The 23,889-nt window shown below is 61.4% G+C and carries 22 protein-coding genes; 13 read left to right on the top strand and 9 right to left on the bottom strand.

What is annotated here, in order from left to right; genetic code table 11:
- The first annotated feature begins 20 nt into the window (after positions 1 to 20).
- On the top strand, positions 21 to 509 hold the full coding sequence (gene bkdR / locus ACA072_RS16185) for a Bkd operon transcriptional regulator BkdR (protein WP_008005367.1): 489 nt from the start codon (positions 21 to 23) through the stop codon (positions 507 to 509).
- A 149-nt stretch (positions 510 to 658) separates the two neighbouring features.
- Here the strand turns inward: bkdR and ACA072_RS16180 are convergent, their stop codons facing one another.
- Positions 659 to 1,522 (bottom strand): MBL fold metallo-hydrolase, encoded by an 864-nt coding sequence (locus tag ACA072_RS16180; protein WP_497618963.1) that lies wholly within the window; start codon positions 1,520 to 1,522, stop codon positions 659 to 661.
- Between the two features lie 161 nt (positions 1,523 to 1,683).
- Between ACA072_RS16180 and ACA072_RS16175 the strand changes: the two genes are divergently transcribed.
- The 4 genes from ACA072_RS16175 to nahK all read left to right on the top strand — a co-directional run bounded on the left by ACA072_RS16175 (position 1,684) and on the right by nahK (position 7,937).
- A complete protein-coding gene (locus ACA072_RS16175) occupies positions 1,684 to 2,490 on the top strand; it encodes a sulfite exporter TauE/SafE family protein (RefSeq protein WP_497618961.1) in 807 nt (268 codons plus the stop codon).
- 209 nt (positions 2,491 to 2,699) lie between these two features.
- A complete protein-coding gene (locus ACA072_RS16170) occupies positions 2,700 to 3,884 on the top strand; it encodes a porin (protein WP_497618959.1) in 1,185 nt (394 codons plus the stop codon).
- Positions 3,885 to 4,210: 326 nt separating this feature from the next.
- A complete protein-coding gene (gene nosP / locus ACA072_RS16165) occupies positions 4,211 to 5,374 on the top strand; it encodes a nitric oxide-sensing protein NosP (RefSeq protein WP_497618957.1) in 1,164 nt (387 codons plus the stop codon).
- Positions 5,343 to 7,937: a hybrid sensor histidine kinase/response regulator NahK/ErcS' gene (nahK, locus tag ACA072_RS16160; protein ID WP_497624997.1), complete on the top strand. Its 2,595-nt coding sequence runs from the start codon at positions 5,343 to 5,345 to the stop codon at positions 7,935 to 7,937. Before nosP ends, nahK begins: the two co-directional genes overlap by 32 nt.
- 111 nt (positions 7,938 to 8,048) lie before the next feature.
- Here nahK and ACA072_RS16155 read toward each other — a convergent pair whose 3' ends face one another.
- The 6 genes from ACA072_RS16155 to ACA072_RS16130 form a co-directional block, all read right to left on the bottom strand.
- Positions 8,049 to 8,714 carry a response regulator transcription factor gene (locus tag ACA072_RS16155; RefSeq protein ID WP_094471953.1) on the bottom strand — a complete coding sequence of 222 codons (666 nt, stop codon included), beginning with the start codon at positions 8,712 to 8,714 and terminating at the stop codon, positions 8,049 to 8,051.
- A gap of 56 nt (positions 8,715 to 8,770) precedes the next feature.
- Positions 8,771 to 9,328: a PQQ-dependent catabolism-associated CXXCW motif protein gene (locus tag ACA072_RS16150; protein ID WP_497618955.1), complete on the bottom strand. Its 558-nt coding sequence runs from the start codon at positions 9,326 to 9,328 to the stop codon at positions 8,771 to 8,773.
- 231 nt (positions 9,329 to 9,559) lie between these two features.
- Positions 9,560 to 10,351 carry an ABC transporter permease gene (locus ACA072_RS16145; RefSeq protein WP_497618953.1) on the bottom strand — a complete coding sequence of 264 codons (792 nt, stop codon included), beginning with the start codon at positions 10,349 to 10,351 and terminating at the stop codon, positions 9,560 to 9,562.
- The gene (locus tag ACA072_RS16140; RefSeq protein WP_497618951.1) at positions 10,348 to 11,079 is read right to left on the bottom strand and encodes an ABC transporter ATP-binding protein; all 732 of its coding nucleotides are present in this window, start codon (positions 11,077 to 11,079) and stop codon (positions 10,348 to 10,350) included. Before ACA072_RS16140 ends, ACA072_RS16145 begins: the two co-directional genes overlap by 4 nt.
- Positions 11,076 to 12,035 (bottom strand): YVTN family beta-propeller repeat protein, encoded by a 960-nt coding sequence (locus ACA072_RS16135; RefSeq protein ID WP_497618949.1) that lies wholly within the window; start codon positions 12,033 to 12,035, stop codon positions 11,076 to 11,078. Before ACA072_RS16135 ends, ACA072_RS16140 begins: the two co-directional genes overlap by 4 nt.
- Positions 12,036 to 12,076: 41 nt before the next feature.
- The gene (locus ACA072_RS16130; protein WP_497618948.1) at positions 12,077 to 13,261 is read right to left on the bottom strand and encodes an ABC transporter substrate-binding protein; all 1,185 of its coding nucleotides are present in this window, start codon (positions 13,259 to 13,261) and stop codon (positions 12,077 to 12,079) included.
- Between the two features lie 159 nt (positions 13,262 to 13,420).
- Here ACA072_RS16130 and ACA072_RS16125 point away from each other — a divergent pair, with 159 nt between their 5' ends.
- From ACA072_RS16125 to ACA072_RS16115, 3 genes are read left to right on the top strand one after another with little or no spacing between them, the layout of a single operon-like run.
- Positions 13,421 to 13,543 carry a hypothetical protein gene (locus ACA072_RS16125; protein ID WP_497618947.1) on the top strand — a complete coding sequence of 41 codons (123 nt, stop codon included), beginning with the start codon at positions 13,421 to 13,423 and terminating at the stop codon, positions 13,541 to 13,543.
- 2 nt (positions 13,544 to 13,545) lie between these two features.
- The gene (locus ACA072_RS16120; RefSeq protein WP_497618945.1) at positions 13,546 to 14,808 is read left to right on the top strand and encodes a sensor histidine kinase; all 1,263 of its coding nucleotides are present in this window, start codon (positions 13,546 to 13,548) and stop codon (positions 14,806 to 14,808) included.
- On the top strand, positions 14,805 to 15,443 hold the full coding sequence (locus tag ACA072_RS16115) for a response regulator transcription factor (RefSeq protein ID WP_497618943.1): 639 nt from the start codon (positions 14,805 to 14,807) through the stop codon (positions 15,441 to 15,443). The genes ACA072_RS16120 and ACA072_RS16115 overlap by 4 nt, the downstream gene beginning before the upstream one ends.
- 139 nt (positions 15,444 to 15,582) lie before the next feature.
- On the opposite strand, the gene ACA072_RS16110 is transcribed toward ACA072_RS16115, so the two are convergent.
- Complete coding sequence (locus ACA072_RS16110) at positions 15,583 to 16,227, bottom strand: pentapeptide repeat-containing protein (RefSeq protein WP_497618941.1); 645 nt, start codon at positions 16,225 to 16,227, stop codon at positions 15,583 to 15,585.
- Between the two features lie 152 nt (positions 16,228 to 16,379).
- Positions 16,380 to 18,272, bottom strand: coding sequence for a quinoprotein ethanol dehydrogenase (exaA, locus tag ACA072_RS16105; protein ID WP_497618939.1), 1,893 nt, complete (start codon positions 18,270 to 18,272; stop codon positions 16,380 to 16,382).
- A gap of 254 nt (positions 18,273 to 18,526) precedes the next feature.
- Here exaA and pedF point away from each other — a divergent pair, with 254 nt between their 5' ends.
- From pedF to ACA072_RS16080, 5 genes are all read left to right on the top strand, one after another.
- A complete protein-coding gene (gene pedF / locus ACA072_RS16100; RefSeq protein ID WP_497618937.1) occupies positions 18,527 to 18,988 on the top strand; it encodes a cytochrome c-550 PedF in 462 nt (153 codons plus the stop codon).
- A 3-nt stretch (positions 18,989 to 18,991) separates the two neighbouring features.
- Complete coding sequence (locus ACA072_RS16095) at positions 18,992 to 19,870, top strand: substrate-binding periplasmic protein (protein ID WP_497618935.1); 879 nt, start codon at positions 18,992 to 18,994, stop codon at positions 19,868 to 19,870.
- Complete coding sequence (locus ACA072_RS16090) at positions 19,867 to 20,628, top strand: quinoprotein dehydrogenase-associated SoxYZ-like carrier (RefSeq protein ID WP_497618933.1); 762 nt, start codon at positions 19,867 to 19,869, stop codon at positions 20,626 to 20,628. Before ACA072_RS16095 ends, ACA072_RS16090 begins: the two co-directional genes overlap by 4 nt.
- Before the next feature lie 16 nt (positions 20,629 to 20,644).
- Positions 20,645 to 21,583 carry a quinoprotein relay system zinc metallohydrolase 1 gene (locus ACA072_RS16085; RefSeq protein ID WP_497618931.1) on the top strand — a complete coding sequence of 313 codons (939 nt, stop codon included), beginning with the start codon at positions 20,645 to 20,647 and terminating at the stop codon, positions 21,581 to 21,583.
- A 320-nt stretch (positions 21,584 to 21,903) separates the two neighbouring features.
- Positions 21,904 to 23,679 (top strand): PQQ-dependent methanol/ethanol family dehydrogenase, encoded by a 1,776-nt coding sequence (locus ACA072_RS16080; protein WP_497618929.1) that lies wholly within the window; start codon positions 21,904 to 21,906, stop codon positions 23,677 to 23,679.
- The last annotated feature ends 210 nt before the right edge of the window (positions 23,680 to 23,889 follow it).

Below are 23,889 nucleotides of genomic sequence, written 5' to 3'. Positions count from 1 at the left end.
AAAACAGGTGGTTTTGTCTCATGCGCAAACTGGACCGTACCGATATAGGCATTTTGAACAGCCTTCAGGAGAACGCCCGCATCACCAACGCCGACCTTGCACGCTCGGTCAACCTGTCGCCGACGCCGTGCTTCAACCGGGTCAAGGCGATGGAGGAATTGGGGCTGATTCGCGAGCAAGTGACGCTGCTGGACGCCGACTTGCTGGGGCTGCACGTGAACGTGTTCATTCATGTCAGCCTGGAGAAACAGGTGGAAGAGGCATTACAGCATTTCGAGGAGGCGATTTCGGATCGCCCGGAAGTGATGGAGTGCTACTTGATGGCCGGCGACCCGGACTATCTGATCCGGGTGCTGGTGCCGACCATTCAGTCGCTGGAGCGCTTCATGATGGACTTCCTGACCAAAGTGCCTGGTGTGGCCAACATCCGCTCAAGCTTTGCGCTTAAGCAAGTGCGCTATAAAACCGCACTGCCATTGCCCGCCAACGGCCTGACCCTCAACAACTAAACACAAAGTTCCTGTAGCAGCTGTCGAGCACCGCGAGGCAGCGTTCGGCGGCGAAGCCGTCGCAATCCCGGCAGCCGAGTTTCTTCAAGCAGACCGCAGACGCAGCCTCGCGCTGCTCGACAGTTGCTACAGGAGTTACGGGGGGCGGTTTAGAGTTGGTTGATCGGGATTTTCAAGTACACGACGCCGTTATCCTCGGCCGGCGGCAAATTCCCCGCCCGCACATTCACCTGAATCGCCGGCAGTAACAGCGTCGGCATGCCCAATCCGGCATCACGCTGGGTGCGCATGGCGACGAACGTCGCTTCATCAATGCCGTCATGAACGTGGATGTTGCTTTTAAGCTGCTCGCCCACCGTGGTCATGCAGCGGGATTCGCGGCCTTCGGGTGGGTAGTCGTGGCAGACGTACAGCCGGACACTGGCGGGGAAGGCCAGCAGTTTGTGGATCGAGGCGAACATCTGGTTGGCGTTGCCGCCGGGGAAGTCGCACCGGGCAGTGCCCACGTCCGGCATGAACAAGGTATCGCCCGCCAGGATCACATCGCCGTCGATCAAATAAGCCATGTCCGCCGGCGTGTGCCCGGGCACATGCAGGGCGGTGGCCTTGAGGTGGCCGATCATGAACGATTCGTCCGGGGCGAACAGATGGTCAAACTGCGAACCGTCGCTGCGAAACTCCGGCTCAAGGTTGAACAGGGTTTTGAACACGCCCTGGACCTTGCTGATCGATTGGCCGATGGCAATTTTGCCACCCAGTTCGCGACGCAGGTACGGTGCGGCGGACAGGTGATCCGCATGGGCGTGAGTTTCCAGTAGCCATTGCACGTGCAGTTGATGGTCGCGCACGAAGGTGATGATTTTATCGGCCTGGGTGGTGGCGGTGCGCCCGGCGGCGGGGTCGTAGTCGAGGACCGGGTCGACGATGGCGCATTGACCGCCATTTCCTTCGTAGATCACGTAGCTGTAGGTCGACGAGGCAGGGTCTAGAAAAGCTTCAATCAAGGCAGGCATGGTGGCCGTTTCTTTCAGGACAAGCCAAGAGGGTAGTTTCATTTTCCCTGCGCTGACCAGCCCCGCGTTAATTGATGAAGGAAAAAATCTGCACGGGCTCTATCCTGTCAGTCATCGATACCGGGCGTTCCCGGCTTTTTTTCGCGGATCACGAGCGTTTTATGTTGTTGGCAAGTTTCTTTGGGGTGGTGATGGGCCTGATCCTTGGATTGACCGGGGCAGGTGGCGGCATTCTGGCGGTGCCAGCCCTGGTGCTGGGATTGGGTTTGACCATGACCCAGGCCGCGCCGGTGGCATTGTTTGCGGTGGGCAGCGCGGCGGCGGTCGGGGCGATTGATGGCTTGCGCCATGGCCTGGTGCGCTATCGCGCGGCGTTGTTGATCGCATTGCTGGGGGCTATTTTTTCGCCGGTCGGCATCTATTTCGCCCATCAGTTGCCGGAAAAAATCCTGATGATCCTGTTCAGCCTGCTGATGGTCATGGTGGCCTGGCGGATGCTGCGGCGCGAGCGTCAGGACGAAGGCCCGAGCGACCACGGCCATGCCAACTGGGGCCAGAAAAACTGCATGCTCGATCAGCAGACCGGGCGTTTTTCCTGGACCGCCAAATGCACCGCAACCCTCGCGGCACTGGGCGCGGTGACCGGCGTAGTCTCTGGCCTGCTCGGGGTCGGCGGCGGCTTTTTGATTGTCCCGGCCTTCAAGCAACTGACCGATGTGCAGATGCGCGGCATCGTTGCCACATCCTTGATGGTGATCAGCCTGATTTCGGCCATCGGTGTGATCGGCGCGTTTCATGCCGGGGTCAGGATTGACGCATTGGGTGTGGCGTTCATCGTCGCCAGCGTGGTCGGGATGATTGTTGGCCGACACCTGTGCGCACGAGTGCCGGCCCGAGCGCTGCAAGTCGGCTTCGCCAGCGTGTGTATCGTAGTCGCCGCTTACATGCTGTTTAAAGCGGGGGGCTAGAGAGTACCGGTTCCTGTGACCGCCAGTCTGCCGGACAGGCGTACATCCTAAGTTCCGGGTCTTGGCGCGACCCGGTCTTACACCGAATTTGCCGCGCTGCACCTGCCGCTCCAAAGCACTTCAAAACCGCCCCCAAGGCAGCGTATGCCGCCGCCGGTCACCTTTCGATAATCGCCTCCGACATCCAGTCCCCCGCTGCGGAGCGCGTCATGCACAACAATAAGAATTTCAAGCATCGTTACTTGCCTGCCTTCATCGCCAGCCTGTCGACCCTCGGTTTGAGCTCAATGGCCGAGGCCGAGATCGTGCTGTACGACAAGGACCAGACCACGTTCTCTACCGACGGCTACATCAACGCCTTCTACGTGAACAGCGATGTGGACCGTGCCGGCGACCAGTACGACCGGAAACAGGCGCGGGTGAAAATGGGCTATCTGCCCAATTACCTGGGGTTCAACATGGGCAAACAGATCGATGACCTGAAGCTCGGTGCCCGGGCTTCCTTCTGGGTCACCATCAACGACAGCCAGACTAATGGCACCGACACCGCCATCGACGTGCGGCAGTTCTACGGCACCGTGGCCAATCCGGAATGGGGTGAAGTGCTGATCGGCAAGGACTTCGGCCTGTTCGCCCGCTCCAACATCTTGCTCGATGAAATGCTCGCCGGTTATGGCCAGGTCAGCGATACCCTTGGATTGGTGGACGGTGGCGGGGTGTCGTTCGGCAACATCGGCACGGGTTATCCGTACCCGTTCCCGACCTCGCAGATCACCTATCGCACCCCGGTGATGGAGGGTTTGCGCGTGGCCGTGGGGATTCTCGATCCGGTCGATACCAACGACAGCAGTCCGTTGGGCAAGGCGTATCAGGAGAACCCGCGTACCGAGAGCGAGGTCACCTATCAGTTCGACGTCGCCGGCGCGAAGATTTACAGCTGGGTCAACGGCAGCTACCAGACCTCGGAGAATACCGATTCCACCGTGCAGTCCGTCACGTCCAAAGGCGTCGGCTATGGTGTGCAGGCGAAGATGGGTGGGTTGTCGCTGACCGGTTCCGGCTTCCAGGCCAAGGGTATTAATCCGTTCTTCACCAACAACGCCGGCGAACCGACCCTGCGCAACGTCGACAGCGACGGCTACTTGCTGCAGGGCTCTTACAAACTGGGCAAGAATCGCCTGGCCTTGTCGTATGGCAAGACCAACGATGATGGCAACGGCGTGGTGGGCAGCGGGGCGGATTACGAGACGCGCGGTATTGCGCTGTTCCATGATGTCAACGACAACCTCAAGCTCGTGGCCGAGTACAACCAGTTCGCAATCAACGGCCACGACACCAGCGCCCAGAACGAAGACACCGACACCTTTGCGGTGGGGGCGGTGTTGAACTGGTAAGCCATTACCCAATCTGTAGCAGCTGTCGAGCACCGCGAGGCAGCGTTCGGTGCGGGCCGCGTTCGGGCGAAGCCGTCGTAAAACCTGTCACCTGGTTTTTCAGGAAAACCGCGTCAGCCGGGATGACGACGGCTCCGTCCGAACGCGGCCCGCACCGAACGCTGCCTCGCGGTGCTCGACAGCTGCTACAGAGGTTGAGTCGCCTGTAATGGCCTTACAGACTCTCATCCCATCGAAGCGCCTGACCGCTACCCAAGTAGCATACGTCGCAGCCCGCAAGCTTCGTACACTCGAGCCTCATATACGCGCACCTGCGGGGGGCGACCATGCAGCAGGTCCAGAGTGAAGGTGTCGTCAGTGCAATGTCCCAGGCGACCGATGCCCAGCAGGTAGCTCAAGAGCTGGCGCGACAACTGTTGCACCCGCACCTGGGCTTCGTGCTGTTCTTCTGTTCCGCCGAGTACGACTTGCAGGCGCTGGGCCAGGCCTTGCAACAAAGCTTCGGCGGCATCCGGCTGGTGGGCTGCACCAGCGCCGGGGAAATCACCCCGTTGGGCTACGGTCGCAACTGCGTGACGGCGGTCGGTTTCGATCATCGGCATTTTTCCATCGACGCCGAACTGATCTGCGAGATGGAGCGGTTCAGCCTGATCGACGCCCAGCAAATGGTCGAGCGCCTGGTCAGTGGCTGTCGCAGCAACACCCTGGCGCCGATCAAGGGCAACAGCTTTGCCCTGACTCTGCTCGATGGTCTGTCCAGCCGCGAAGAAATGGTCCTTGCCGCGTTGAGCGCGGCGTTGGGCGACATCCCGCATTTCGGCGGTTCGGCCGGCGACGACAATTACCTGACCCACACCCACGTCTATTTCGGCGGCGAGTTTCACAGCGGCGCGGCGGTGGTGGTGCTGGTCAATACCTGGCTGGATTTCGAGGTGTTCACCACCCACCACATCTTGCCGAGGGCCGAGAAACTGGTGGTCACCGGGGCGGACAGCGCCTCGCGCCGGGTCTTTGAACTGAATGCCGAGCCCGCTGCCGAGGAGTACGCCCGGCACATCGGCGTACCGGTGGGCGAACTCGATCACCGGGTCTTCGCTGCTCACCCGTTGGCCGTGCGGATCAACGATCAGTATTACGTGCGGGCAATCCAGCAGGTGCATCCGGACCTGAGCCTGAGTTTTTACTGCGCGGTGGAAAACGGCATCGTCCTCACCGTCATGACCCCCGGCCCGATGCTGCCGAACCTGCAAACCTTGTTTGAAGGCTTGCAGGCGCGGCTTGGCGATCTGCTGCTGACCATCGGCTGCGACTGTTTTCTCAGGCGTATGGAACTGGAAGACGGCGGCAGCCTGGAACAGATCGGAACGTTTTTGCGCGACCAACGGGTGATGGGTTTCAACACCTACGGAGAACAGTTCAATGGCATGCACATCAACCAGACCTTCACCGGGGTTGCCATTGCCCGAGGCCGGTCCCCTGGACATCGTTGAACTCCAGGCGCAGATCGCCAGCCTGCGCCACGACAACCACAAACTGCAGCGAATCAACGGTGCGCTGATCGAGCGGATCGAATCCGGGATTACCCGCGGCAACGACCCGTACGCGGCGTTCCAGCACTCGGTGGTGCTGGCCGAGCAGGTGCGTGAGCGCACCGATGCGTTGAACCAGGCCATGGCCGAGCTCAAGTCGGGCAATCACTTGCTCAGCGAAGCACGCCTGCGGGCCGAAACGGCGCATCAGCATCTGATCGATGCGATCGAGAGCATTTCCGACGCCTTTGTGCTATTCGATGCCGAGCAGCGCATCGTCTTGTTCAACAGCCGTTTCAAGGCGTTCTGGGGTAATAGCCGGGTGCGAATCAACGCCGGCATGCGCCTGGCCGAGGTCAAGCGCCTGATGAGTTCTACCGGTTTGTTTACTGAAGAACCCCGTGGGCATGCCGACGAAAACCTGATCTATCGCCTGCAGAACGGTCGCTGGTTGCAGGTCAGCGAACGGCCGACCCAGGAAGGTGGGCAGGTGATCCTGTTCACCGACATCACCGACGTAAAACTCAGCGAAACCGTACGCCGCGAACAGGCGGTGGCGCAGAAATCGCACTTGCTGCAACGAGCGGTCGATAACCTGTCCCAAGGCGTAGCCATGGTCAATGCCGAAGGCATCCTGGAACTGTGGAACCGGCGTTTCCTCGAACTCAGCGGCCTGGCTCCGGTGGCGGCCCATCGGCTGTTTGCCGAAGTGATCGCCGACAGCGAGTTGAACCTGCTGACCCCGGCCAGTCGCGATGCCAACGGGCGGCACGTGCAGGAATTAGAGCAGCGCCTCTACGATGGCCGGGTGCTGGAAATCCGCACGCATCCGTTGCCTACCGGCGGCTTCGTCAATACTTTCACCGACATCACCGAGCGGTACCAGCACGCCGAAGCACTCAGCGAAAGCGAGCGCTGGATTCGCCTGATCACCGACCATGTGCCGGCGCTGATTGCCTACCTCAATGCCGATCTGGTTTACGAGTTCACCAACAAGGTCTACGAAGAATGGTACTGCTGGCCGCGCGGCGTGATGTTCGGGCAGAGCCTGCGCGAAGTCCACAGCGAGCAGCATTACCAGCGGCTCGAAGCCTATGTGGCCCGGGCCCTGGCCGGTGAGAGCGTGACGTTCGAATTTGCCGAAACCAACATCAACAATCAGGAACGCTACATGCTGCGTTCCTATGTGCCCAACCGCCTGGCCACTGGGGAAGTGGTGGGGATCTTTGTGTTGATCCGCGACATCACCGAGCGCCGCCGCACGGCGGAGGCGCTGCATCAGGCCTATCAAAATCTCGAGTTACGGGTGCGCAAACGCACCACCGAACTGACCACCCTCAATGACCAATTGCTGCGGGAAATCGACGAGCGTCGGCGCGTGGAATCGCGGCTGCGCGAAGCCAAACTCGAGGCCGAGCAGGCCAACCTGTCGAAAACCAAGTTTCTCGCCGCCGTGAGCCACGACCTGCTGCAACCGCTCAACGCCGCACGACTGTTTACCAGCGCGCTGCTGGAGCGCCGCGAGCCAGTGGCCAATGCGATTCTGGTGCGCAATGTCAGCAATTCGCTGGAAGACGTGGAAAACCTGTTGGGCACGCTGGTGGACATTTCCAAACTGGATGCCGGGGTGATCAAGGCCGACATAGCACCGTTCGCCCTGAGCGAACTGCTGGAAAATCTCGCTGCCGAGTACACCCAGGTCGCCCGCAGTGAGGGGCTTGAACTGCACTTCATCCCCTGTTCGGCCTTGGTGCGCAGTGACATCCAGTTGCTCGCGCGGATCCTGCGCAATCTGCTGAGCAACGCCATTCGTTACACCTACAGCGGTCGGGTGGTGCTCGGGTGTCGGCGTCATCATCAGCGATTGACCATCGAGGTGTGGGACAGCGGCATGGGCATTGCCGAAAATCGCCTGGAAGAAATTTTCCAGGAGTTCAAGCGTGGCGATGTGCAGCGTCCGGATCAGGACCGTGGGTTGGGTCTGGGGCTGGCCATCGTCGAGAAAATCGCCGGGATTCTCGGTCACCGGATTCACGTGCGTTCGTGGCCGGGCAAGGGCTCGATGTTTTCCGTCGAAGTGCCGTTGAGCGCCACCGCCCCCACGGCGCAACCGGCGCTGCTGATGAGTGAGCCGATGCTGGAACGACTGCGCGGGGCGCGGGTGTGGGTGCTGGATAACGACGCGGCGATTTGCGCCGGTATGCGCACGTTGCTGGAAGGCTGGGGATGTCGGGTGGTCACGGCACTGTCCGAGCAGGACCTGGCGCGGCAGGTGGACAACTACCATGAAGAAGCCGACTTGCTGATCGCCGACTATCACCTGGATGATGACCAGAACGGCGTCGATGCCGTCGCCCGGATCAACGCCCGGCGCGGTTCAGCGATCCCGGCGATGATGATTACCGCCAACTACAGCAATGAGCTCAAGCAGCAGATTCGTGAGCTGGGGCATACCTTGATGCACAAGCCGGTGAGGCCGATGAAGCTCAAGACGGCGATGAGTCATTTGCTCGGTAGGCCTTGAGATGATCGTTCCCACGCTCCGCGTGGGAATGCCTCAACGGACGCTCCGCGTCCGCTTTAGGGACGCAGAGCGTCCCGGGCTGCATTCCCACGCAGAGCGTGGGAACGATCATCAGCGCCGAAGATAAGACCCGAAATCAATATCCCCGGCACTCAAGATCGCCTGCACCCGGTTGTGCACGTTGAGTTTGCGCAGGATCGCCGAGACATGCGCCTTGACCGTGGTTTCGGCGATTTCCAGGGTGTAGGCGATCTGCTTGTTCGATTCGCCCTTGGTCATGCGTTCAAGCACCAGTAATTGCTTGCGGGTCAGGGCCTGGAGCAGTTCCGGCGGGAAGCTCGGGTTGTCATTCATGCGCCGGTGGGTGCCGCATTTTTGCGTGCGGATGATGTCCGGCGGCAAGTACACATTGCCATTGAGAATTTGCTGGATGGCCTCGGTCATCTGCACCCGTGGCGAGGATTTGGTGATGAAACCCACCGCGCCATAGGTGATCGCTTGCAGCACGATCTGTTTGTCCTGCTCGGCCGAAACGATCACCACCGGAATGGTCGGTGCCTCGTTGCGCAAGTTGATCAGGCCATTGAGGCCGTGCATGCCGGGCATGTTCAGGTCGAGCAGGATCAGGTCCAGGTCGTCGTGTTCCTGGGTCAGCAGCAGGGCGCTGTCGAGGTCGGCGGTTTCCATGACCTCGCTGCCCGGAAAACCATCGCTGATGACGTTATGGATGGCTTCGCGAAACAGCGGGTGATCGTCGGCAATCAGAATTTTGTACATAGCCTTTCACCTCATTATTTTCATTATGGTGTGGCAACAACACGCAAGCGTAAAGGTCAGGGGAAAGGCTCGGGCTGGGCGGGCGTCACGGGCAGATTGGCTGCCTGCCAGGCGTCCAGGCCGTCGCGATACCAATACAGTGTTTTATAACCCATGGCGGCGGCGCGTTTGACGGCGTTCCAGCTCAGCCAGCAGTCGGAGCGGCAGTAGAAGACCAGCGGTTGCGCCAGGTCCCCTGCGGTCAATGTGTTCAGGTTACGCGCAAAATAGCCTTGCCACTCAGCTGTCAGGTCGCCGTCGCCGGTATTGGCCAGCCAATGGCTGCCGGGCAGGTTTTCGTGGGGCTGGTCTTCGATGAATTGTCCTTGCAGCCATTGGCGGCGGTAGACATCGATCAGCACCGGGCGCGGTGTCTGGGTGAGCAGGGTTTGCAAGGCGGCAGTGTCGATGATGGCTGCGCCTTGAAGCTGATTCGGGGTCGGGCTGCGATAGAGATTGATGCGATAGCCGTCGGCAGAGAACAGCGGTGTCTCGGCGTGCGCGGCACTTAGCAAAAGGCTCAGCGACAGCGCAGCAAGGGAAGGGCGCAACAGACGACGTTGGGCACGCGGCATGGGGTTCAATCCTTATCGTTATGCACCCATTACATGCCAGTCTCGGTGCATTGGGAATGCGACGATAGACAGGAAAACCAGTACTAAAGTAGTAATTTCCCCCTGTCTGTTGATCGTTCCCACGCTCTGCGTGGGAATGCCTCACCGGACGCTCCGCGTCCGCTCTGGGACGCAGAGCGTCCCGGGCTGCATTCCCACGCGGAGCGTGGGAACGATCAAGGTCACACGGTGTTAGCTGGTTTTGCGCAGGGCGGCGTGTTGCGGGTTGAAGGTGAGTACGGCCAGCAGGGCGAATACCAGGGTGAGCCCGGCGCACACCGCCAGCGCCAGGGGATTGAAGCGTTCATACAAGGCAAACCGCACCAGCTCCACCGCATGGGTGAACGGGTTCAACCCGCACAGCCAGTAGAGCCACTCGCTGGACTCGCGCATTTTCCACAACGGATACAGCGCCGACGACAGGAAAAACAGCGGGAAGATCACGAAATTCATTACCCCGGCAAAGTTCTCCAGCTGCCGGATCGCGTTGGACAGCAGTAAGCCCAGTGCGCTGAGCATCAACGCCACCAGCAGCAACGCCGGCAAGGCGATCAACAGCCCCATGGCCGGCGGCTGCACGCCATACACCCAGGCAATCGCCAGGAAGGCATACACCTGCAACAGCGAAATCAGCGAAGTGGCCAACAGTTTGCTGCACAACAGGAAGGTTCGGGGCAGGGGGCTGGTCAGCAGCACGCGCATGCTGCCCATCTCCCGGTCGTAAACCATCGACAACGAACCTTGCATGCCGTTGAACAACAGGATCATGCAGGCCAGCCCCGGGATGATGTAGACCTCATAGCGAATGTAGGTGTCGTAGGGCTCGATGATCGCGATCCCGAGGGCCGCGCGAAACCCGGCCGCGAACACCAGCAACCACAGCAACGGCCGCACCAGCGCACTGAGAAACCGCGTGCGTTGCAGCACAAAACGCAGCCATTCGCGCAGCACGATGCCGCTGAAGCATTGCCAATAAGCGTTCATCGGGCGGCTCCTGATGTGGTCAGGCGGGAGAAGGCCGAACCAAGGTCGCCGCCATGTTCCTGGCTCAAGGCATCAGCCTGTCCGCTGGCGACCAAGTGGCCCTGATGAAGAATCAGCAAGTCGTCGCTGGGCTGCACTTCATCCAGCAAATGGGTGGTCCAGAGCACGCTGAGGTTCTGCTCACAGCACAGACCGCGAATGTGTTGATTGAGCGCCAGACGACTGGCTGGATCGAGGCCGACACTGGCTTCGTCGAGCAACAGCAACCGTGGCTCATGCAACAAGGCGCGGGCGATTTCCACCCGGCGGCGGTGGCCACCATTGAGTTCACGCACCCGCTCGCGACGGCGTTCGGTCAGGGCCTGGCGCGCCAGTTCGGCGTCGACCCGCAGGCCGGTCTGGCGCCGGGACATACCATGCAGCGCGGCGTGATAGCGCAGGTTCTGCTCGACACTGAGGTCCAGGTCCAGCGTGCTTTGCTGAAACACTACGCCCAATTGTTTGAGCGCCGGGCGCGCCGCGTTGCGTAACGAACAACCGCCGACCCTAATGTCACCGCGCTGCACATCATAGAGCCGGGTCAACAACGCAATCAGCGTCGATTTCCCCGCGCCATTCGGCCCCAGCAACGCCGCGAAACGCCCCGGCGCCAGGCTGAAACTCACTTGGCGCAACGCCTCCCGCGCCCCATAGGCGAAACTCAGCTCGCTGACTTCCAGTGCGTTCATGGCGTCACCACCACGCCCCACGGATAGCGCCCGACCTTCACCGATTTGGTCACCTTGAGGCTGTCGACATCAATCACCGACACATCGCCGCTGACACCGTTGGTGGCCAGCAACTGCTTCTGATCCGGGGTAAACGACATCTGCCAGACGCGGCGGCCCACCAGCAGGTAATCGAGAATTTCGAACGTCTTGGCATCAATCACCGCCACATGATTGGCCGGACCGAGGGCAACAAAACCGTACTTGCCGTCGGCGCTGAGCTTGATGCCCACCGGTTGAACCTTGTCCGGGTGCACGCCCTTGATCTGGAAGGTCAGGGTCTTGAGGATCTGCCGGGTGGCGACATCGAGGATGGTCACCGTGCCGCCGATTTCCGCCGAGGCCCAGAGCTTGGAACCATCAGGCGCGAACTCGACGAAACGCGGCCGCTGATCCACCAGGGTGCTGTCGGCCAGGGTCTGGGTGCTGGTGTCGATCCAGTGCAGCATGTTCGTGGTTTCGCTGGTGTTCACCGCCCACTTGCCGTCGGGGCTGACGGCCATGCCTTCGGGTTCGACGCCGACGCTGATCTGGCTCAGCACCTTGGAGGTTTCGGTGTCGATCACGGTGACCAGCGCATCGTCTTCGTTGGAGACGTAAAGCCAGCGATTATTGGGGTGCAGGGCGAACTGTTCGGGGTCTTTGCCCGAAGGCAGTTCCTTGATGATCTTGCGCGTGGCGACGTCCATCACCTGGACCCGGTCCGAGTCGCTGGCGCAGATGTACAGCAGTTTGTTGTCGTGGGACAGCAGCAAACCACGCGGGCGCTGGCCGACGGGCAGGGTGTCGGTGACTTGCAGGGTTTGCAGGTCGATCAGGCTCAGGCTGTTGTCCTTTTCGTTGGAGACCCAGGCGGTGCTCGCCGCGGCGTGCCCGGCGGCGAGCAGCAGGGCCCAGAAAAGTAGGGAGCGGCGCATGGCGGATTCCTTTTTTGTTGTGGTTTTTATGGAAAGTTGGATCAGGGAAAGCGGCAAGTGACCTCGGGCTTGTCGTAGCCGAGGCTGTCCATTTCGTTGAAGGGGTGCAGGAAACCGTCCTGCGGTGACGTGCTGACCAGCGCCCGGGGCTGGACGATGGGAATCGGCTGACGCAACTGTCCGTTCCACGGCCGATAACTGAGCTTGCGACCCTTGAAACCATCCAGCGGCAACTGATCGCTGATTTCCAGCGTGCGGATCGCCACCGGATCGACCTGACGCAGTTTGCTCACCGCGCTGGCGATGCTGCGCACGGCAATCCAGGCGGCGAAATCGCGGTCATTCATCCAGCGCCCGGCCAGCGCTTCGAAGCGTTTCTGCAATTGCGCGGCGCCGTAGGTTTCCACGGTTTTGTGCCAGCCCACCGGGGTCAGCCCCTGAGTGCCGGCAACCGGCCGTGGGTACCAGGTCTGATAGGGCACGTATTCGCCGAAATCACCGCGTTCATCCGCCACCAGCACCACGTCGTACTCGGCGGTCTGGGTGAACAGCGGCATGTCGGCCTGGGCGCTGCGACGCTGATCGTTGTCGAAACTCCAGGCTTTTTCCGCCACCAGCTTCAGGCCGAAGCGTTTGGCGGCGCGGCGCAGGGCGGCGGCATAGGCTTGATCGTCCTGCGTCGGGCCGACGATCAGCAGCGCCCGTTGCCATTTGCGCACCACCAGAAATTGCGCCAGCGCATCGGCGAGCATCGCCCGACTCGGCAGGCTGTGCAGCACGTTCGGCAGGCAGTCGGTGGTGCGCAGGCTGTCGTCGGGACTGCCGGTATTGAACAGCAAGCTGTCGGGCAACACAGCGCTGAGCCGGCGCAGGCTCTCCACCGGCGCATTCACCACAAACAGACGCAGCCCCTGTGCATGCTGGGCCTTGGCCGCTTCGATCAGGGCCTCCGCACTGTCGGCGTTGACGCTGACCAGGCTGTAACTCTGGTTGAGAAAACGCCCGGTGCTGTTGCTGTCGGTGATCGCCAGCTCGGCACCGCGAAGTCCGGCATCGACCGGTTCGGGAATCACGTTCGACAGCAGCGGGCCGGGGTCAGGTCGATAGCCCAGGTAGCCGATCTGCACCTGCAAAGGCGCCTCTGCGGCCTGGCTCTGAGTCGCCAGCCCGGCGGCGCAGGCAATCGCCAGCAGGTAGATCAGGGCGTAAGGGGCAAGCTGGCGCATATCGGCACTCCATTACAGGTAGCGCCAGCATAGGAAGCCTGTGAGGCAGAATGAAATATGCAGAAAGTACCAGTCAGGCAGTACCAAGGTAGTAGCTCGCCCGGGGCGGCGCGGTTTTAGCATGGGCAATAACGGCCATCACACTGGAGGAGATCGACCATGCGAATTCTCAAAGCGCTGCTCCTGCCGTTGCTGTTGATCCTGACCCTGATCGGCGTCGACAAGCTGCACGGCCCGCGCCCCGGGCCGTTGCTGGTCATGCCCGCGACACCGGGGCGCTAAGCGTGTCGGCCCTGTGGCGGATCAACCTGTGGGTGTGCGGATTTTTCGCCCTGGTGACCCTGGCGTGCATGGGTTTGCTGGTGCATCAGGCCCTGGCGGACGTGGAGCGTGAGCTGCAATCCGCCGAAGCGGTGGTCGAGTATCTGAGCGAAACCGCCGAGCGTGATCCCGCGAGTTTGCAGCCACGGTTGACGGGCAGTTTGCGGCATGTGCGGGTGCGCTGGCTGGAACCCGGCGAAACGGCGCGTCTGCCAGTTCAGGACGGACTCGACGCGTGGCTCGGGCGTCTGTTATTCGCCGAAGCCCGGCACAGTGCGCGGGTCCTGGATCTGCGCGATGGCCGGCGCGTACAGATCGCAGTCGATCCGCGGGATGAAATCGACGAGGTCTGGGATTCGCTGCTGCAATTGCTCGGCCTGTGTGGCCTGGCCTTGATCTTGAGTCTGCTCACCATTCGCTGGGCTGTGCGCCGGGGCATGGGTTTACTCAATGAATTGCTGCGCGCGTTGCAGCAAGTCTCGGCTGGCCAGCTCAAGGTGCGATTGCGCGCAAAAGGTGTGCCGGAGGCGCGGCACCTGGCGGTGCATTTCAATCGCATGACCGAGGCGTTGGAGCAGGCCCGTGCCGACAATACGCATCTGACCCGGACGTTGTTGGCGGTGCAGGAACAGGAACGCACTCATCTGGCGCAGACCCTGCACGATGATCTCGGCCAGTACTTGGCCGGCATACGCGCCCAGGCCTGTCTGTTGCGGCTGGTGGCGGATCAACCCGTGGTGGTGGAACGCACGGTGCGCGAGCTGGAACACAACTGCGAACACTTGCAGCAGGGCTTCCGGGCGCTGGTGCATGACCTTTATCCGGTGGTGCTGCAACACCTGCCGCTGGCCGAAGCCTTCGGTTTGCTGGTGGAGCAATGGCAGGGGCGCCAGGGCATCGATTGCCTGTTGCGGGTCAGCGCGCAGTTACCGCCATTGTCTGCGCCGAACAAAACCCATCTCTATCGCCTGTTGCAGGAAGCGTTGACCAACATTGCCCGGCACGCCGACGCGACTGAAGTGCGGGTTCGTCTGCAACATCGCGGCGCGCATCTGCGTTTGTTGATTCGCGATAACGGGCGCGGCGCAGCGCAGCCACAACGGCCCGGCGTCGGTTTGTATTCGATGTTCGAACGCGCCCGCAGCCTCGGCGGCGAATTGCGGATCATCAGCCACCCCGGCGCCGGTTGGGCGCTGGCCTTGAGCATGCCTTTGGAGGCGTCATGAATATTCTGCTGGTCGATGACCATGCGGTGGTCCGTCAGGGTTACGCGAGTTTGTTGCGGGCATTGTTGCCGGCGATGGAGGTGCGTGAAGCGGCCACGGGGGAAGAGGCGCTGATGCGGGTTCAGGAAGCCGTGCCGAACCTGGTGATCATGGATTTCGGTTTGCCGGGGATCAGCGGGCTGGAAACCACCCGACGCTTGCGTCAGCGACTGCCGCAATTGCGGGTGCTGTTTTTCAGCATGCACGATGAGTTGCCGCTGGTGCGCCAGGCACTGGACGCTGGTGCCTCGGGGTATTTGACCAAGAGCTCGGCGCCGGAAGTGCTGATCGAGGCGGTGCAGCGGATCCTCGCCGGCCACGCCTACATCGAACAGCCGCTGGCCACCCAACTGGCGTGTCATCCGCAACAGGACGCCAGCGACCCGCGTTTGCAGAGCATGACCCAGCGTGAACTGGAGATTTTCGTGATGCTCGCCAAAGGCACCCCGGCCCGCTTGATCGCCGAGCAGTTGAGCATCAGCAGCAAGACCGTCTCCAATCACCTGACGTTGCTCAAGAGCAAATTGCAGGTCACGTCCCATGCCGAGCTGGTGCATCTGGGGATTGATATGGGCGTGGTGCGGGTGGCCAGCTGACTCGGTAGCCCGGGCAACAAATTTCTAATGTGGGAGCAGGCTTGCTCGCGAAGAGGGCCTCACATCCAACATTGATGTCGACTGATACTCCGTCTTCGCGAGCAAGCCCGCTCCCACAGGGGGGTTGTGTGCCTTCAGTTCATTTGTTCCAGGTTGTCGGGCACCCGGTGCAGCCCTCCATATTGGCATCCTGAAAATTCGCATAATGCTGCCGCGTACCGCTGAGGTTGGCCTTCTCCAGATTGCTTTCGCCAAACTTGGCTTCTTGCAGATTCGCATCACTGAGGTTGGCACCCTTGAGGTCAGCCTTGCTCAGCCAGGTCATTTCCAGATCCGCCGCTTGCAGGTTGCTGTTGTGCAGCTTGGCACCGGAGAGACGGGCGAATTGCAGGTACGCGCCGCTCAGGTTGGCGTCCTGAAACTGCGCGCCTTGGGCAAACAGACCCCAACCCTGGATCGCCATCAGCGTGGCACCGGTGAAATCTGCCAGACGCAGGTTGCTTTGTTGCAGGCTGGCGCGGGTCAGGTTGGCGCCCTGGAGTCGGGCTTTTTCCAGGTTGGCGAGGTCGAGTCGGGCGTGCCGCAGGTCGGCATCGCGCAGGTCGGCGCCGCTGAGGTTCATGTTGCGCAGGTCCTGATTGCTCAGGTTCGCACCTTTGAGATCGGCGCCGGGGCATTGGCTGTGACTGGCGATGGTGCAGCCGTTGATGATGAGTGGCGTGTTGCCGTCGTCGGCGTAGGCGGGCAGGAAGATCAAGAGCAGCGAAAAAGGCAGGTATTTCATCACGAGACCTCTAAATGGGCATCGATAAGGCTCCACGTAGCAGCTGTAGAGTGAAACAAGGCTGCGTTGACGGTGTGCCTGACACACCGCTAACGCAGCCTCGCTGGGGCTCGACAGCTGCTACATGAGTCGTATCGGCAAGATAGGTGGCGTTACTTCTGCGCAGTCTTGTTATCCCAGCTCGGAATCTTGAACACCCAGAACGACCCGCCCTGAGCCACCGGTTTGGTCAGCTCGGCCATGTCACCGCCCCACAACGGCACTGCGCCGCCATAACCGACGGTTACGCCGACGTATTGCTCGCCATCCTGTTCCCAGGTGATCGGCGGCGAGACGATGCCGCTGCCAGTCTGGAACTTCCACAGTTCGGCGCCGGTTTTCGCGTCGAAGGCCTTGAGGAAACCGTCGCCGGTGCCGGTGAATACCAGGTTGCCTTTGGTGGCCAGCACACCGGCCCAAAGGGGCAGTGCTTCCTTGTGCTCCCAAATCACTTTGCCGGTGGTCGGGTTCATGGCGCGCAGGGAGCCGACGTGATCGTCGTACATGCGCTTGATGCGGAAACCCATGCCCAGATAGGCCGAGCCTTTCTTGTAGCTGACCTCTTCGGTCCAGTATTCCTCTTTCCACTGGTTGCCCGGGATGTAGAACAGCCCGGTTTCCTGGCTGTACGCCATCGGGTTCCAGTTCTTGCCACCGAGGAATGGCGGCGAGACTTCCACCGACTTGCCCTTGGTCTCGCCAGGCAGCGGTTTGGCCGGACGCTGGCCAGGATTTTCTACCGGTTTACCGGTCTTCAAGTCGATGTGGCTGGCCCAGGTGATGTTGTCGACGAACGGGAACGCGTTCTGCAATTTTCCGTTGTTGCGATCGACCACGTAGAAGAAACCGTTGCGGTCCGCATGGCCGGTGGCCTTGACCGTTTTGCCGTCCTTGTCCTTGTAATCGAACAGCACCAGCTCGTTGTTGCCGGAGAAATCCCAGGCATCGTTCGGCGTGTGCTGGTAGAACCATTTCACCTCGCCGGTGCTCGGGTCAACGCCGACCTGGCCGGAGGTGTAGAGGCTGTCGTAGTCGTGGGGATTACCGTCCTTTGAGGTTCGCGCCCAGGTGTTCCACGGGCCGGGGTTGCCAGCGCCGACGATGATGGTGTTGGTTTCCGGATCAAAACTGGCGCTCTGCCAAGGGGCACCGCCGCCGTGGCTCCAGGCTTCGACCTTGCCGGTTTCGGTGGTCGGATCATCCGGCCAGGACGGTGCCTTGACGTCACCGGTGGTGGTGCTGTCCTTGCCGTTCAAGCGACCCATGTGGCCTTCGACGAAGGGCCGCATCCACACTTCTTCACCGGTGTCGGGGTCGCGAGCGAAGAGCTGCCCGACCACGCCGAACTCATCTCCGGAGCTGCCGTGAATCAGCAGCACCTTGCCGGTGGTCTTGTCCTTGATCAGCACCGGGGCGCCGGTCATGGTGTAGCCGGCGGCGTGGTCGCCGAACTTCTTGTTCCACACCACTTTGCCGGTGTTCTTGTCCAGGGCGACCAGGCGCGCGTCGAGAGTGCCGAAGTAGATTTTGTCGCCAAAGATCGCCGCGCCGCGATTGACCACGTCGCAGCACGGACGAATGTTGTCCGGCAGGCGATGGTTGTAGGTCCACAGGCGCTTGCCGGTCTTGGCGTCCAGGGCAAAGACCCGCGAATAGGAACCGGTGACGTAGACCACGCCGTCGCTGACGATGGCCTGGGATTCCTGGCCGCGCTGCTTCTCATCGCCAAACGAGTAGGACCAGGCCGGCGTCAGCTTGAACACGTTCTTGTCGTTGACCTGCGCCAACGGGCTCCAGCGCTGGGCGTTGGTGCCCATGCCGTATTGCAGCACGTCCTTGGTGGTCAGGTGATCGTTGGCAATGTCTTCCCATGTCACGTTGCGGGTGGGCGTGGCAGGAGCCGTCGCGGCATGGCTTGCAGCACTCAGCGACAGACTGCTCACCAGCAGAAAAGCCTGCACGGCAAGGGTCAAAGGGGAAAGGACGGGTAGCGATCTTATTGTCATGGTTGCAGTTCCCAGTGGAGGTTTTGGCCTGCACAGGGTGGTGCGCCCAGCATGTTGGCGGATACGGAAAAAGTCCCGCTGTTGCCGGGAAAACTTCCCGTGCGGCACCTGAATTGGGTGTGCGCCACAAGCCCTACTACCAAGGGACTAGAAGGCGGCCACCAAAGCAGCATGGGGATTGTGCGAAGCCGTTCCTAAGATGGGTGCCATAGCCTCTTCAAAGAGGTTTTGCGTGCAATCTCGAGGGCATAACAATGACAACAAAACGCAACGCCTTGCTCGTTGCCGGACTGCTGGCCGGTTTTATCAGTGCAGGCTCCGTCTGTGCCCATGGCAACGTGGTGCCTCAGGCCATCGAAACCAAGGGACTGACCCCGATCAAGGACGCCGGCTTGCAGGTGGATGCCGATGGTTGGGCGGCGGTGAACCCGTATCGCACCTCCCCGGAACACGATAAGGCCGTGGAAATCGGCTCGTCGGCGTACAACCAGAACTGCGCGGCCTGTCATGGCCTGGAAGCCAAATCCGGCGGCATCGCCCCCGATTTGCGCATGCTCGATGTGGGCGAAGCGGGGGATGAATGGTTCGTCGAACGTGTGCGTAACGGTGCCGTGCGCGATGGCCGGGTGTACATGCCGAAGATGGCTGATTACCTGAGTCAGGAAGCCTTGTGGGCCGTGCGCACTTACCTGGACAGCGTTCACGTCGAGGAGTAACCCATGCGCCTGCTCGCTGTGTTGATCAGCGCCGTGTTGCTGTGCTGCCAGGTCGTGCAGGCGCAGGTCCGTACCTATGACGAAATGATCGCCGCCGGGGAGCTGAAAGTGGCGGTCTACAAGGACTTCGCCCCCTACAGTTTTGAAGACGCCGGCCAGCCCCGAGGGGTGGATGTCGAGCTCGCCGCAGCGTTGGCCAAAGCGCTGGGTGTGCGCCTGACGCTAATCTGGGCACCCGCCGGCGAAAAGCTTGACGACGACCTGCGCGATTACATCTGGCGGGCCAGTCAGTTGCACGACCTGCGACTGGCCGACCTGATGATGCGCGTGCCGTACGACCGCGATTACGCGCAGAAGCGCAACGAAGTGGGTGAGCTGGAAAACGGCCACGTGGTGATGTTCGGCCCGTACCAGAACGAACAATGGCAAGTCGCTTTTGACCGCCGCCGACTGGAATCGGTAGGCAGCGTCGCGGTGTTCGAGCATCACCCGATCGGCGTCGAAGTCGACAGCGTGCCGTCGTTTTACCTGACCTCGGTATTCAGCGGCATGCTCGCCGGCAAGACCCACCACTATCCAGGCGTGCCTCAGGCGTTTGCGGCGATGAAGGCCGGCGAAGTCGACGCGGTCATGGCCATGCGCGGCGAGATCGACTGGCAAGTTCACGAAGCCAACGATCCACAAGTAGTGCTGGCCGAAAACGCCTACCCGAACATGGGCAAGCAGCTCTGGGAGATCGGCATGGCGGTGCATGAAAGCAACCGTCAACTGGCCTACGCCGTGGAAGAGGCGCTGGAGGCGTTGATCCGCGAGGGTGCGGTCAAAACCATTTACGGTCATTACGGCCTGCGCTATGACGTGCCCGAGATGTATCAACAGTGAACTGGCGAGCGAGTTGCCTGTTGCTCTGCTGGTTACCCTTGGCGGCGCACGCTGCCGCCGTCGAGTCGGGCCAAGACCCGGTGCCGTCGGTGATGTGGGCCTTCTATCACAAGCAGATGCTCGACGGTGCGCCGTTCGTGTTCGACGACCGGGTCAAGCTGCTGGCGCCGCCGTTCGCCGAAGACGCCCGGCAAGTACCGCTGGAAATCGACGCCCGGGCGTTCAAGGGTGAGGTGGTGAAAATACTCGCCTGGGCCGAACTCAATCCCTTGCCGAAAATCGTCGATTTTCAACCGCTGGACCGGGTATTGCCGTGGCTGTCGATCCGCATCCGTATCGAGCAGGCCACGCCGTTGCGTGCAGCGGTGCTGACCCGCGACGGCCTCTGGCATGTCGGCTCGACCCTGATCGATGCGGCGGGCGGCGGTTGCACGGCGCCGAGTGTGGTGCGCACTCAGCCGGGCTGGGAGGAGCACATCGGCGAAGTGCTGGGCGGTCGTTATCCCCGTGGCGAATTCAGTCGTTTGCGCCTGCAAGTGGCGCACCCGATGGACAACGGCATGGTCAGCGGCATCCCGGAATTTTTCATCAACCACGCCGAACTGCGCGACCACAACGATCAACTGCTGGCCCGACTGGAGCTGTTTCCCGCCGTCAGCGAAAACCCCAACCTGGCCTTCGACATTGAAGGGGCGGGGCAGACGCGCCTGTTGCTGCGCGACAACAGCGGCAATCAATTCGATGCGGCCGTACCCTGACCCCAAGGAGCGCGTGATGCGCTGGATGCTGCTGTTGTTTCTGAGCCTGAGCCTGCCGGCCCTGGCGGACCTCGACTATGAACTCAAGCCCCGGCAGATCGCCGAAGACACCTGGCTGCTGGAAGGCAGCACAGACAATTTCGCCAAGGCCAACGGCGGCAACATCGTCAATACCGCGTTCATCGTCACCGAACGCGGGGTAGTAGTGATCGATACCGGGCCGTCGAAACGCTATGGTGAAGCGATGCGCAAAGCCATTGCCGCGACCACCGATAAACCGGTGATCGAGGTGCTGCTGACCCATCACCATCCCGACCATGCGTTGGGCAATCAGGCTTTCAGCGACGTGCCGATCGGTGCATTGGCCGGCACCACCGAGCTGCTGCATCAGCAGGGCGACGCCATGGCCGAGAACCTGTATCGGTTGGTGGGCGACTGGATGCGCGGCACCGAGGTGGTGTTGCCGACCGAGGCGCTGACACCTGGCGTACGAAGTTTTGGGAATCACGATCTGCGTCTGCTGAGCCTGGGTGGGCACACTGGCGCGGATCTGGCTGTTCTCGACCAGAAAACCGGCGTGCTGTTTGCCGGGGACCTGGTGTTTTACCAACGGGCGCTGACCACGCCCAACAGTCCGGGGCTGTCGGTGTGGCTGGCGGACATCGCCACGCTTCAGGGGCTGCCGTGGACGTTGGTCGTGCCCGGTCATGGGCCAGTGACTACGGACACGAAACCGTTCGAGCAGATGCGCGACTACCTTGGCTGGCTCGATCAGCTCATGCGTGAGGGGGCGGCCAATGGCAGCGACATGAGCGAGATGATCCGCAGCCCCATCCCCGAGCGGTTTGCCGCGATCAGCCTGAGTCGCTATGAGCTGATCCGCAGCGTGAGCCATTTGTACCCGCGCTATGAGCGCACCCAAATGACCCGTGTCGATTCCGCCGCGCACAAATGACCCAGCGGCGCCGCAATCCTTTGTAGCAGCTGGCGAAGCCTGCGTTCGGCTGCGCAGCAGTCGTAAACCCGACTTGCACGGTTTGCCTGATGCACCGCGAACTCTGATTTCACGACTGCTGCGCCGCCGAACGCAGGCTTCGCCAGCTGCTACAGGTCTGTGGCGATCAGGAAATCCGGTGCCCATCTTTTCCGACCCGGTACTAAGGAACTAGCAATCTCAACACTGCGGGCAATTGTTCCAAGGGCGGCGGCGCCGAAGAATCTGCACCAGACCGGGAAAATTTCCCGGGTATAACAAAAACCGCAGAGGTAGCCGCCATGACCCACCCCGCACGTCGCCAACCCTTCGTCCTTAGTGTGCTGCTCAGTGCCATGCTGCTGTCCGGCTCCGCGCTGGCCGGCGTCACCGACCAGGACATTCTCCAGGACCCCAAGAACCCGGAGCAGATCGTCACCAACGGTCTGGGCGTCCAGGGTCAGCGCTACAGCCCGCTGGATACGCTCAACGTCAACAACGTGAAAGATTTGCGGCCGGTCTGGGCGTTCTCTTTCGGCGGGGAAAAACAGCGCGGTCAGCAAGCACAGCCGATGATCAAGGACGGCGTGATATACATGACCGGTTCCTACTCGCGGGTGTTTGCGGTGGATGCGCGCACCGGCAAGAAGCTCTGGCAATACGATGCGCGCCTGCCCGATGACATCCGTCCCTGCTGCGACGTGATCAACCGTGGCGTCGCGCTGTACGGTGATTTGGTGTTCTTCGGCACCCTCGACGCCAAGCTCGTCGCCCTGAACAAGGACACCGGCAAAGTCGTCTGGAGCAAGAAAGTCGCCGATCACAAGGAAGGCTATTCGATCAGCGCCGCGCCGTTGGTGATCAACGGCAAACTGATCACCGGTGTGGCCGGTGGCGAGTTCGGCGTGGTCGGCAAGATCGAAGCCTACGATCCGAAAAACGGCGACCTGCTGTGGACCCGGCCCACCGTCGAAGGCCACATGGGTTACACCTACAAGGACGGCAAAGCGGTAGAAAACGGCATCTCCGGCGGTGAAGCGGGCAAGACCTGGCCTGGCGATCTGTGGAAAACCGGTGGCGCAGCGCCTTGGCTCGGCGGTTACTACGACCCGGAAACCAATCTGCTGCTGTTCGGCACCGGCAACCCGGCGCCGTGGAATTCGCACCTGCGTCCGGGCGACAACCTCTACTCGTCGTCGCGCCTGGCGCTCAATCCGGACGACGGCACCATCAAGTGGCACTTCCAGAGCACGCCTCACGACGGCTGGGACTATGACGGCGTGAACGAGCTGGTCTCGTTCAACTACACCGAAGGCGGCAAGGAGATCAAAGCCGCCGCGACCGCTGACCGTAACGGTTTCTTCTACGTGCTGGACCGCACCAACGGCAAATTCATTCGTGGCTTTCCGTTCGTGGACAAGATCACCTGGGCCACCGGCCTCGATAAAGAGGGCCGGCCGATTTACAACGAAGCCAGCCGACCTGGCGCACCGGGCACCGAAGCCAAAGGCGGTTCAGTGTTCGTAGCTCCGGCGTTCCTCGGTGCGAAGAACTGGATGCCGATGGCCTACAACAAGGACACCGGGCTGTTCTACGTGCCGTCCAACGAGTGGGGCATGGACATCTGGAACGAAGGCATCGCCTACAAAAAAGGCGCGGCGTTCCTCGGTGCCGGCTTCACCATCAAGCCGTTGAATGAAGACTACATCGGCGTGCTGCGTGCAATCGATCCGAAGACTGGCAAGGAAGTCTGGCGCCACAAGAATTTCGCGCCGCTGTGGGGCGGAGTGCTGACCACCAAGGGCAACCTAGTATTCACCGGTACGCCGGAAGGTTTCCTGCAAGCGTTCAACGCCAAGACCGGCGAGAAAGTCTGGGAATTCCAGACCGGCTCCGGCGTACTCGGTTCGCCCGTGACCTGGGAAATGGACGGCGAACAGTACGTCTCGGTGCTGTCCGGTTGGGGTGGCGCTGTGCCGCTGTGGGGCGGCGAAGTGGCCAAGCGCATCAAGGACTTCAACCAGGGCGGGATGCTCTGGACCTTCAAGCTGCCGAAAGACCTGGTCGCCAAGCACTGATTGCTGCCCTGATCGTTCCCACGCTCTGCGTGAGAATGCCTCACCGGACGCTCCGCGTCCGCTTTAGGGACGCGGAGCGTCCCGGGCTGCATTCCCACGCGGAGCGTGGGAACGATCATCTACTACCAAATAACGAGAGTCCCCCTGCCAACGGCGCATTCGTCTGGCGCGCGGGGCTCTCTACTATCGGTTCATCGCCTGTTTGCCCGA

Source organism: Pseudomonas sp. LBUM1656 (assembly GCF_059716065.1).
This window is presented reverse-complemented; position numbering and strand designations above follow the sequence as displayed.